This is a genomic window from Paenibacillus sp. FSL H8-0259 (assembly GCF_037963255.1).
GTDB classification, from domain to species: Bacteria; Bacillota; Bacilli; order Paenibacillales; family Paenibacillaceae; genus Paenibacillus_AQ; species Paenibacillus_AQ phytohabitans.
Map to the genome: position 1 here is coordinate 784,997 of NZ_CP150147.1, position 12,012 is coordinate 797,008.

Sequence of the window (12,012 nt, forward strand, 5' to 3'; positions counted from 1 at the left end):
TGGTCTAAGCTTAGCAAATTGTCTGAAATAAAGCATTGCTCCAAATTTCATGTTATATTATCATCTAATTAGATATTTATATAATTTAATGAGGGGCTAATGTTATGAGCACAAATACAGGATCACTTGCGGGACGCAATAAAGGCTATCAAAGGCTGTTTGCAGCCGGGTTAATCAATGGTATCGGCGACCGCTTCAGCAGTATTGCCATGCTGGCCCTGGTTCTTCATTTGACCGGGTCGGGAATGGCCGTAGGGATATCGCTTGGCGTGCGGGTGCTGCCTTATCTGTTCATGGCACCGCTTGGAGGGTTACTGGCTGGCAGACTGCCGCGCACAACAATCATGATGGCTGTGGATTTCCTGCGTGTCCCCGTAGCCTTGTCCTTGCTCTGGGTAGACGGGGAGCATATGCTGTGGCTGGTGTATACCGGCAGCTTTGTGATGGCAGCGGGTGAAGCCATCTATAGTCCGGTGCGCAAATCTTCCATCCCGCTGCTGGCAGCGCCGGAGGATTTGCTGCGGATCAACAGCCTGGAACAGCTTTTGAACGGCTGCGTGCTGATTCTTGGCGCCTTTACAGGAGGGATTGTCTCGCTGTATCTCGGTCCGGACATGGCCTTTGTTATGAATGCTGTGTCGTTCCTGGCGGCCGGACTGCTGATAAGGGGGATTCATTATCCCAAGCAGGCACTTGCCGGAGATGCAGGCCGGGAGTCAACACCGCATGCTGAAGGCAGAAACCATACCTTAGGCTTGTCTGCCAAAGGGACACGGCGGCGGGCGCTGTGCACAGTCCTTGGAGGCAGTCTGGCACTGCAGATTGTGCTCTGCTATGAATTACTGGTGCCGGTAATCAATGGCTGGGACAATGTGCTGATCAGCGTATATGCTGTGCAGGTATTTCATGCGGGAGACAGCGGGGTGGGGGCGTTCTACGCAGCGCTTGGCATCGGGCTCAGCCTGAGTTTCTTTGCCGGGCGTTTATTCCGCAAGAGGCTCTTAGCGGTAGCACTGGGCGGTCTGCTGCTCGAGGGCATTCTGCTCATGATGATTAGCAGCAGCGGTCATTTCGCTGCAGCATTTCTGCTGTACATTCTGCTATCGTTGGCCGGAGGGATCGGCAATGCCTGTCTGGATACGCTGGTGATGAGAGAAACGCCGCCTGCGCTGCAGCCGGCCGTATTCGGCCTGCTGGCGGCAGTAAGCGGAACCTTGCTGGGTCTGTCCATGCTAGGGGCAGGCTGGCTGCTTGATGATGTGGAGCCCAGAATGCTGGGATTCGCGGGCGGGGCGGGTTTTGCTGGGATTGCGCTGCTGCTGGGAGGTTATTACCTGCTGCGCAGCAAATGGAATAAGCGGTACAGGGAGTCCCGGCCTTAATGATCTGAAAGAATCAGCGGCTCTTGGAGGTTTCTTTGACCTTGACCTTTACTTTGGCCTTCGTCTCCAGCGGAGCAGCGGATTTGTGCCGGGACAGCCGGAGAAGGATGGCATTCCGGTAACGGTACATCACAATCAGCGCAGCAATGGCTGCTGCGAAGAGGGCAATCCAGAGGGCGTAGGTTTCGATTAAGTGGAAAATGCCCATCCACTGCGGTCCGAAGATTTTGCCGATACCCAGGAATAACAGTACCCAGAACAAGGCGCCGCCATAGGCGTACATTGCGAATTTGCGGAAAGGCAGTGCGATAATACCGGCGAAGTAGCCGGTGAAATGGCGGACGCCCGGAACAAAGTAGCCGATTGAGATCAGCACGCTGCCGTACCGCTCGAACCAGCGCTGGGTCTTTTCCAGCTTGGCCGGAGAGAACATGAACCATTTGCCGTAACGCTGGATGAAGGGCAGCCCGGCCCTAAGTCCAATGAAATAAGTAATGGTCATGCCAACTGTGGTCCCTGCAAAAGCTACGATAACCAGCGTGAAGAAATCCAGCCTCCCGGTATAGGACAGAAACCCGGCGAAGGCCATGGTAGTCTCTCCGGGAAAGGGAAGAGCAATGAATTCCAGCAAAAGCCCAAAGAACAATACGCTATATCCATAGCTGGCGAACAATTCCTGTATCCATTTCAGCATTTCCATACATTCATCACTCTCCGAAGGCGGCGCGCCTGATTCTATTCTGAAGCTTGTCTTCATACAATCTACCAAATGGCGTGAAATCGCCAATAGAATGCTGGAGGTAGAGAAGATGAAGGATAGCCGGGAAAATCCTATCCGCCGGGTTATGATCCGCGGGTTGCTTGTTATGGCAGTGCTTCTAAGTATGTCAGCCCTTGGGGGCAAGGGGCAATCCCCGGCTTCATGGAGGACATTCTCCCTGCAGGCTGAAGCAGGCAGTGCAGCATCTTTACTCTCTAAGAATAATCCTCCGGAAGTCCCGGTGCAAGATTTGCCGCCGGCTGCAGTCAAGAATGCTGAAGCAGAGCCGCTGCAGCCCCACGGTTCAGGGGGTTCAGCTTATGCACTTGCTACCGATCCGCAGGCTTCTACCCTACAGAAAGTATCCGCCGCTGCGGGCACATCTAATCAGGAAGCTAAGCACAGCAAGGCAAGACGGGTCGTCTACCTTACATTCGATGACGGGCCAAGTGCGGTTACTCCCCGGGTGCTCCAGATATTGCAGGAGCAGGGAGTGAAGGCTACCTTCTTCGTGCTGGGGGAGCAAGCTGCCAGCCGCCCCGAGCTGGTCAATGCCATCTGGGAGCAGGGGCATGCCATCGGCAATCATACCTATAACCATAATTATCATGATCTCTATAGCGGATTCACGGAGTTCTGGCGTCAGATCAAACAGACAGAGGAAACGGTCAGAGGCATTACAGGGGTTCGTCCGCAGCTGGTCCGTGCACCGGGAGGCACCTTTGGCCATTTTGACAATACTTATTTTTATCTGCTGAAGCAGGCGGGCTATGAGGTGATGGACTGGACCGTAGACAGCGGAGACTCCAGCCGGCGGGGAGTGCCTGCCGCAGAGATCCTTCAGCATTCGGTTGCTGATCTAGACTCCGGGAGTGTTATCCTGCTGCTGCATGACGGGTCGGGTCATGAGCAGAGTGCCAAGGCCTTGCCGGCCATTATTGAACGCTACAAAGCCGCCGGTTATGAATTCGGCTTACTTAATGCGCAGAGTGAGCCGGTACAGTTCAGAGTGTCGGCTCAGGCAGCGGCACTGCAGCGGGTGAAGCCGTCCAAAGCCTGGATCTCGGCGAATATTGTTCCGAATGCTGAACTGTTTGCACCCGGCAAACCGCTTGCTCTGGAGGTAGGCAGGCTGGAAACCATCCTGAAGCCTGGAGAGTACAACCTTAGAAACGGGCAATATTTCGTGCCTCTCCGTACCGCCGTGGAGCGGCTTGGCGGGCAAGTCGGCTGGGATACGGCTACCCGCAGCGGACAGGTAAGCTGGAATGGGCGGACAGTGACTGTAAATTCAAAGAAACAGCAGATAGAGGTCGTCCAGCCGGACGGAGCGGTGGAGCTTAAGACAGCAGAGATACAGCTCATTGGTTCTTCCTTATGGGTATCCCTGCGGGATTTGCTCGAAGCTACAGGACATCCGCCGCTTGCGGCCAGTGTAAATGTAGAAGAGCGCAGAGTGAAGGCACTTTGAACCGATGTGTCAGCCGTTGATATAAATAGCCGGGAGAGTCGGGGCTAAAAAGAATTCGCTGAATGTCTGGGCACCCTTTTTGATGGAAAGAATAGATAGTAATAGGCTCCCGGAAGCCGAATAGCCAGTGAAATTGCGGGCAGGCTGGGAGCTAGTCTATGACCGAAGGAAGGGTGTCATCCTTGTCCTCTTCATCATTGATAGATCAGATCAAATATGAGCATGGGAAGCGGGATAGTTCCGGGAAATCTGCGGCTGCGTTCCTGTCCCGCCGGCGTGTCCGCAGCACTGTACAGGAGTGGGCGCGGATGCTGCTTTTAACCGCAGCAGTCTTAGGGTTATATCTGTGGCGGGGCGGAGAATCACTGTTGCTGCTTCTGACGGCTGGCGTAATTGTAATGTCCGGCGGGCTGCTTATGCATCTTTGCGGTCCACGGAGGGTAGCCGTTCTCCGCACAATAACTCCCGCACGCCCGTCGGCCGGGGATACCGTTACCGTTAAGGTACAGATCAGCTTTGTCTCCAAGATCCCGCTTCCATGGATAGTTGTTGCCGATTACTGGAGTGAAGGCAGCCATCAGGAGCTGCTATTTCCCGGATTCCGGCGCTCCTTCACTTATTCGTATGAACTGAAGTCTGTTCCCAGAGGGGTCCACCAGCTTTACGGCTGCGGTGTCACCTGGGGGGATCTGCCTGGTTTGTTCACTGGCGGCTGTCAGCCGGGCGGCAAAGAGAGCTTCAAGGTGCTCCCGAAGGCGCTGTATCTGGCCGGCAGCTTGCCGGATAACCGTGTAATGCCGGGAGACCGGATGCTTCCCGGACGGGGGAAGCAGGGCAGTGCAGAAGCAGCGGATATCCGTGACTATGCCCCCGGTGATCCGCTCAGCCGGATTCACTGGAAGAACAGCGCCCGCAAGGGAACCCTGCAGAGCAGAGTACCTGAACGGGAAGCCGGGCAAATGACCTGTATCGTGCTTGCCAATTCTCCGGAGGATTATGAGGTTCCTTACGGTGCCCTGGTACCTCGCGGGCAGCGCGGAACGGTTATGCCTGCTTTTGAACGGGCGGTGTCGGCGGCAATGGGACTGATGCTCTCTGCCGAACGTTCCAGCAGTTACCTGCAGCTCTTCAGCGGCGGCTGGCCTGAAGGGATGGCCAGATATGAAGGCCTGGGTCAAATCCCCGGCAGGGTACAAGACCTGCTGACGGAAATATCCCCATCCGGCTCACAGAGTCTCAGCCGGCTGCTGGAGGATGCTTCGCGGGGCTGGATTCCCGGCATGACGGTGTCTGTCATTACCGGCCGGCTTGAAGAAGAGTCTGCCCGGACGCTTGCCCGCTTTTTGGTCCAGGGAATTAAGGTCGAGCTGTACTATGTCTGGGATCAGCCCTCTCCGGGGGGAGGACCGGCGGAAGATCCGGTACGGAGTTCAACCGGAACCAAGGAGGCCAGGGAAGGATTCCCTGAGCCTGTAGAGAGTTATCCGGCTGTTAAGTATAGCCCTGGTTCCGGCGGCAAGCAGCGTACATTGGGCACTATAGCCGGAAGTCTGATGCGGCTGGGTGCGCGGATCCATTGTCTGAACGATGTCTCTCCTGCACAAGGGTACAAGGGGGCGGAGTATTATGGATATCCGGGCCAACCGACATCGCATTAGGGTTACTCCAGCAGACTTAGGGGGCCCTGTGAATTCTCCAGGGGGCAGCCGGCAGCCGGAAGCGGAAAGTACGGAGAACAGCTTCGCCGATAAAAGGGAGAGCAGTCCCCTGTATTATCGCGGGCTGTTCTCTTTGGCTATTATGGGGATGTTCACCCTGTGGCTGCTGCCGCTCAAGCGGCTGGCCGCATCGGCGGATACCGCCGAGCTTCTGAAGCTCCTGATGCTCTCGGCTGCCGGACTGCTGTTATGGGGATGTATTCAGCTTCCCCGCCTTCTGCAGGCCTGCGGGCAGTTCCTCCTGATCTTCCTGACCTGGTTCTACCTGTGCGCGGCACAGGAAGGAACTGCCTGGCTGCGGCTCTATGCAGCAGATATGCGTGAGGATGCCCTTCTGCTCCTGTCAGGCCGGATTTCAGCCTTAAGTGAGGACAGCCGGCTGCTGATTCTGGTGCTTGGCTGGGGCCTGTTAGTGTCATCTGTCCAGCAGCTGGCTCTTTACAGGGGGAGTATCACCTTATTTACAGGTGTAACCCTGGTATATCTGCTGGCGTTCGATATGGTCTATGCTGTCGATACGTCCGGTGATGTACTGGTCTCAGCGGGGCTGATTCTCTGGATGCGGTCATTAAGCGGACTGCTCCGTCTGCAGGAGCGGACAGGAAGCCACGCTCTTCCTTACGCCCGCTGGGGAATATGGGCGTTCTCTACAGCGGTGGCCGTGACGGTGGCAGCCTGGATAGGCGGGCAGGGACTCGGTGCCCGGCCAGTGGTTCCCATTACACTGCAGTCGGTTCTAAACAAGCTGGAGAATTGGGCGGAAACGCAAAGGCCCGGAGAATCTGCCGGACCTCAGGCGGCCAGCACCGGTTACAGTGCGGGAGACGGGGAGCTGGGAATGCCCTTGTCGCCCAGCAGAGAGGCCGTCTTTAGCGTAACGGCTGCCCGTCCGTCCTACTGGCGGGGAGAAAGCATAGCTTATTATGACGGCCGCCGCTGGATCAGAAGCGGTGTGTCCTATGAACCGCTTAATTTAACGAGCCTCCCGGTTGCGGAGCCGGAAGCGGCCGGGCCAGCGCCGCTCATTCAGCGGATTCAGTTCGCCAAGCCCTCATCCGGCGGGCTTCCTCTCTTCAGCGCCGGCACGGCAGTCGATGTACAGAATATCCGGCTGGCTGATGGGAGCCAGCTTGGTTATGTCCTTGCGAACGGCGAGAAGAGCAGCTTCCGGCTGCCGGAGGTCTCCGGGTCCGCCAAGTTAACGGAATATACGGTGAAGTCCGTGCTTCCGGAAAGTGATCCGGCTGTGCTGCGCAAGCTGCAGGGGATTGATCCTGAGCGGGTGAGCAATCTGTATTTGCAGCTCCCCGCAGCCGTGCCGGAGCGGGTGAGGCTTCTGGCAGAGCAGCTTACCGCTGCTGCGGCTAACCGTTATGATGCCGCTGCTGCAGTTGCAGGTTATTTGCAAACGGGCTACACCTACACCCTGCAGACCCGAGTGCCGCCGCCCGGTGCGGACTTCGCCGATGATTTCCTCTTCGGGACCCGGCAGGGCTACTGCGTGCATTTCGCCACGGCGATGACGGTCCTGCTGCGCAGCAGCGGCATTCCGGCCCGTTACGTCCAGGGCTACAGCCCGGGGACGCTTGTGGCCGGCTCCATGCCGCAGCGCTACAATGTGACTGGAGGCGATGCCCACGCCTGGGTCGAGGTCTATTTCCCCGGCGCCGGCTGGGTCCCCTTCGACCCCACGCCTGCTGCCTCCGCCGCTGCCGCAGGCGCGGCGGAGACGAATCCGGCGGCTGCCTCCGCGCCGCCAGGAGCCCGCATGTCCGCTGCGCAGCTCGCGGACGCTCTGTCCGCCGCCCTGCCGCAGGCGGGCGGCACAGCTCCGGCGCCGCTTGCCGCAGCGGCGCTGGGGCTGGCCGCCGCCATCCGCTGGCGGCGTTGCCTGGCCCTGCTGCCGGCGGTGCGCCGCGCCGGCAGATTAAGCCGTGAGCGGCAGCTTCGCGCCGCCGCTCTGGCCTGGCACGGGCTGGCGGCGCGGTATGGGCCGCCGCTGCCCGGGGTTACCGCCAGGGAGTACGCAGACTCCCTGGCCATTGAGGACGGGCGGCTGCGCGCCGCCGTCCGGGACTTCGTACGCCAGTGGGAAACCCTGGCGTACAGCGGATGCGCGGGCGGGCTTGCCGCCCGCGCGCAGCCATCGCACCGGGGCGCAGTCGTCGCGGACCCGCAATCGCCGTGCCCCGGCGCAGGCGTCACGGACCCGCAATCGCCGTGCCCTGGCGCAGCCGTACCGCTCCCACCCTTGCGCTCCGGTGCTCCTGCCAAGGATGCGGAAGCCAATGACGCTGCCGCGTTTATTGCCAGATGTTTGACGATTACATTCCGTCTGACCCGATAAGATGAAAAGGCGTTCACTGCTAATGCAGCGAGCGCCTTTTCATTTACATCAATATTTAAGCTGAACTTGGATGCCAACTGAAATCCTGCACGAAATACAACAATCTCCTCATAATAACGAGCCAAATCAGAAATTGTTGTATAAAAAGCAGCATTTCCCCATAATCAGGCAGCTAAGCGCATCAATTCCTGCATTTCATACAACAATTGTTACGAATCCCCCAGTATTCATGAATCCATGTTGTAATACTTACAACATTTAGGCCTTTCTTTACAGGTGAACTTAAGTGAGCCCGCTTTGCTGCTGTGCGGCGCCCCGGAGAGTACAGCGTGACCCTTGGAGGGCTGCAAAAGTATAGCTCTGGCGTATTAGTTGGTTTTCCGGAGTATTAGTTAGTTCATAGTAACTTCCCCGGTGTCGCCCGCCGGCTAGCCCTCTGTTCTGTCCAGCATATGACGGCATTCCTGAAAGAGGAAATCACTTGTTAGCAGCGGTAGCGTCACACTTTTCCCCAGCATGCAAACGTGGAAGCGGATACGAATTCCAAGATCTGGATACCGTCTTTACAGGCCCCCCTAAATCGCCCCAGACCCCGTCACATATGGGAGAAATCCCCGAAGACAAGACGTCTCCTTTCCTTGACGCTGAGAATTAACCATGAGTATAATGAATCCAATAATCAAGGGAGGCAAGTAATGAACAAGCCAAATGAAATTATCGTTGTTCTGGATTTCGGGGGACAGTATAACCAGCTTATCGCGCGCAGAATTCGGGACCTGGGGGTATACAGCGAGCTTCTGCCGTACAATACACCAATGGAGAAGATAAAGGCACTGTCGCCAAAAGGGATTGTTTTCTCAGGCGGGCCAAGCAGTGTGTACGCTGAGGATGCACCACATGTAGATCCGGCGATTTATGAACTCGGACTACCGATCTTCGGAATCTGTTACGGGATGCAACTGATGGCCCAGCAGCAGGGCGGCAAGGTAGAACGCGCATCCAAGCGGGAATACGGCAAAGCGGATGTGGAATTCTCGCCAGGGTCTGTGCTTGCAGCAGGTCTTGAGAGCAATCAGACCGTATGGATGAGCCACGGTGACCATGTTGTGGAGCTTCCGGAAGGCTTTAAGCTGGACGCCGGGACAGAGAGTGCTCCAATCGCAGCTATGAGCAATGATGCACGCAAATTCTTCGCCGTACAGTTCCACCCTGAGGTGCGCCACTCTGTGAACGGGAATGAGATGATTTCGAACTTCCTGTATGAGGTCTGCGGCTGCGAGGGCAAATGGACGATGGAGTCGTTTATTGACGATGCCATTAAGGATATCCGCGACAAAGTCGGCGACAAAAAAGTGCTCTGCGCACTCAGCGGCGGTGTAGATTCCTCTGTTGTGGCTATGCTGATTCACCGTGCCATCGGCGACCAGCTGACTTGTATGTTCATTGACCACGGCCTTCTGCGCAAAGGTGAAGCGGAGAGCGTTATGGAGACTTTTGTCGGCAAATTCGATATCCATGTGGTCAAAATCGACGCCCGTGACCGCTTCCTCGGCAAGCTGGCCGGTGTTTCCGATCCCGAACAGAAACGTAAGATCATCGGCAATGAATTCATTTATTGCTTCGACGAAGAATCGGCCAAGCTGGGTGATTTCGCGTTCCTGGCACAAGGCACACTGTATACAGATATCGTGGAGAGCGGTACAGCAACGGCTCAGACCATTAAGTCCCACCATAATGTAGGCGGGCTGCCTGAAGATATGAAATTCAGTCTGATCGAGCCGCTGAACACCCTGTTCAAGGATGAGGTCCGCAAGCTGGGTGAGGAGCTCGGAATGCCGCATGCCATCGTCTGGCGTCAGCCTTTCCCGGGTCCGGGTCTGGCCATCCGTGTTCTGGGTGAAGTAACCGAAGAGAAGCTGACTATTGTTCGTGATTCGGACTTTATCCTGCGTGAAGAGATTGCCAAAGCCGGTCTCGACCGTGAAATCTGGCAGTATTTCACTGCATTGCCTAACATGAAGAGTGTTGGCGTTATGGGCGACGAGCGTACGTATTCCTATACCGTAGGTATCCGCGCTGTAACTTCCGTAGATGGAATGACCGCAGACTGGGCGCGTATTCCGTGGGATATTCTGGAGAAAATCTCCGTGCGCATCGTCAACGAAGTCGATAACGTCAACCGTATCGTGTACGACATTACTTCGAAGCCGCCTGCAACGATTGAGTGGGAATAGGCCTCAGTAACAGCTGACTATCAAATTCCGGAGCCGGAACGCCTTCATTGGCGTTTCCGGCTTTTTTTGCTGATATAAGGGCAAGCCGTTTCTATTTGAGAATCTTCTCTTTTCTGTCCTGCATACAAACGGAAGGACAGTCAAATGCTATACACAAAAAATGATGCCACCCGGCTATCCCGCTTAGCGCTCCATCATACGTGTATAACCTGGCTTAAGTACAGTACCGTCCGCGTTTATACCGCGATGTTTGGCGGATCATCCCTGTACCAAGCGAAATTTGTCATGAAAATGTTCGATTTACGAACAATTGTATAAACCTTACGCTTAATGTTCGTATTTACCATTGACAACTCATGTCATATACACCTAAAATGATAAAGCGCTACAGCAAATACATATTCGTATAATTCCGGGGATTGGCCTGGAAGTCTCTACGAGGTCACCGTAATGACCTGGCTACGATTAAGAAGAGCAGCTTACCTGGAATTCCGGTTAACACCGGATATGCCGGGCAAGAATCTCTTTTTTCGGGCCGGTGTCTTCCCAGATGCCGGCTTTTCTGTTGCTGTGATGGCATAACATACACCTTAGGGGGAGAACAATTTGAATCGCTTTTTCAAGTTGAAAGAGAACGGCACCACAGTACGCACAGAGATCATGGCCGGTTTGACCACGTTTATGGCAATGGCTTATATCCTATCGGTTAATCCCAATACCCTGACTGCCTTTGGCCGCATTGATATGGGCTGGTATTCCGTATTCCTGGCTACAGCACTTGCAGCAGGTATTTTCACAATTGCCATGGGATTATTCATTAACTTCCCGGTAGCTCTGGCACCTGGTATGGGCCTTAATGCATATTTTGCTTCCGTAGTGTTGTCTTCGGCAACCACCGAACATGAGTTTACCTGGCAAATGGGTCTTACTGCGGTATTTATCTCCGGTATCATCTTCATCCTGCTGACCGTTACCCGGGTCCGGCAAATATTGCTTACCGCAATTCCTGACAGCCTGAAGCATGCCATCACGGTCGGTATCGGGATGTTCATCACCATTATCGGCCTGAAGAACAGCGGATTGATGACGATCGGCGTTGAAGCCGGTAATGACATTGCCGCTAATAAATTCACGGATGTTCTTTCCTTCGAAACTGTAATTCATATGGGCAGCCTGGAGAACACCGATGTTCAACTCGTAATTATCGGCCTGCTGCTGATCTCCATCCTGATGGTGCTGCGCGTACGCGGCGCAATCCTGTTCGGTATTCTGGGTACTACGCTGGCTGCGATCCTGATGGGCGCTGTAGATTTCAGTTCCATTAATGATTCACAAGCCCATTGGATTCCGGACTTCACGCAACTCAACTTCTGGGAATTTGACTGGGAAGGCATTATGCACACCGGTATCGTTTCCGCAATTGCTACCTTTACCTTTGTAGAGTTGTTTGATACCTTCGGTACACTTGTAGGTACTGCCGAACGTGCAGGAATCATGAAGGATGCTGAAGAAGGCAAAAGACGTGTTGGTAACGCCATGTTTGTAGATGCAGTAGCCGTTGCCGGTGGTGCGATGCTGGGTACTTCCACAACCACTGCTTATGTTGAGAGTGCTGCCGGTGTAGCTGAAGGCGGACGTACGGGTCTGACTGCAGTAACTACAGGTGTGTGCTTCCTGCTCGCATTGTTCCTGGCTCCGGTTGTAGCGCTTATTCCCGGCCCTGCAACAGCCGCTGCACTGATTATTGTCGGTGTCCTGATGGCCCAATCCATCCGCGACATTGATTTCCAGGACATGGTCCTGGCGATCCCGGCCTTCCTTACCTTTGTTATTATGCCTTTCACTTACAACATCGCTAACGGTATTTCGTTCGGGATTGTCACTTATGTTATTCTGGCTTGCGTAGCAAATCTGGCCGGCAAGAAGAAATATGATATCCACTGGATGATGTGGGTACTGGCTGTTCTGATTATTCTGCGTTATGTTCTGATCGGCAGCCAAGGCTAAGAGAGAACGACATCCGTCTTTAAGTACACGGTTCCTTCATTAATATGAAGGGGCCGTTTTTTTTATAAAAATATAAGAATTTATTTGCTTCAC

General features: G+C 55.0%; 7 protein-coding genes and 1 riboswitch. Of the genes, 6 read left to right on the plus strand and 1 reads right to left on the minus strand.

The genetic code is table 11. The features are described 5' to 3' along the window. Positions 1-104 precede the first annotated feature (104 nt). Positions 105-1,382 carry an MFS transporter gene (locus NSU01_RS03415; protein ID WP_076246296.1) on the plus strand — a complete coding sequence of 426 codons (1,278 nt, stop codon included), beginning with the start codon at positions 105-107 and terminating at the stop codon, positions 1,380-1,382. A 13-nt stretch (positions 1,383-1,395) separates the two neighbouring features. Here NSU01_RS03415 and NSU01_RS03420 read toward each other — a convergent pair whose 3' ends face one another. Further along, complete coding sequence (locus NSU01_RS03420) at positions 1,396-2,082, minus strand: DedA family protein (protein WP_076246299.1); 687 nt, start codon at positions 2,080-2,082, stop codon at positions 1,396-1,398. Between the two features lie 109 nt (positions 2,083-2,191). Here NSU01_RS03420 and NSU01_RS03425 point away from each other — a divergent pair, with 109 nt between their 5' ends. The 5 genes from NSU01_RS03425 to NSU01_RS03445 all read left to right on the plus strand — a co-directional run bounded on the left by NSU01_RS03425 (position 2,192) and on the right by NSU01_RS03445 (position 11,919). Further along, entirely contained in the window at positions 2,192-3,613 is a 1,422-nt protein-coding gene (locus NSU01_RS03425; RefSeq protein WP_042133366.1) for a polysaccharide deacetylase, read from the plus strand. 158 nt (positions 3,614-3,771) lie between these two features. Then, positions 3,772-5,271 carry a DUF58 domain-containing protein gene (locus NSU01_RS03430; protein ID WP_083705645.1) on the plus strand — a complete coding sequence of 500 codons (1,500 nt, stop codon included), beginning with the start codon at positions 3,772-3,774 and terminating at the stop codon, positions 5,269-5,271. Positions 5,272-5,299: 28 nt separating this feature from the next. Next, positions 5,300-7,678 carry a transglutaminase domain-containing protein gene (locus NSU01_RS03435; protein WP_076246304.1) on the plus strand — a complete coding sequence of 793 codons (2,379 nt, stop codon included), beginning with the start codon at positions 5,300-5,302 and terminating at the stop codon, positions 7,676-7,678. 695 nt (positions 7,679-8,373) lie between these two features. Beyond that, a complete protein-coding gene (gene guaA / locus NSU01_RS03440; RefSeq protein WP_039309743.1) occupies positions 8,374-9,912 on the plus strand; it encodes a glutamine-hydrolyzing GMP synthase in 1,539 nt (512 codons plus the stop codon). Positions 9,913-10,294: 382 nt separating this feature from the next. Continuing rightward, a riboswitch (purine riboswitch) is annotated at positions 10,295-10,394 on the plus strand. Positions 10,395-10,518: 124 nt separating this feature from the next. Next, positions 10,519-11,919 carry an NCS2 family permease gene (locus NSU01_RS03445; protein WP_076246306.1) on the plus strand — a complete coding sequence of 467 codons (1,401 nt, stop codon included), beginning with the start codon at positions 10,519-10,521 and terminating at the stop codon, positions 11,917-11,919. Positions 11,920-12,012: the final 93 nt, after the last annotated feature.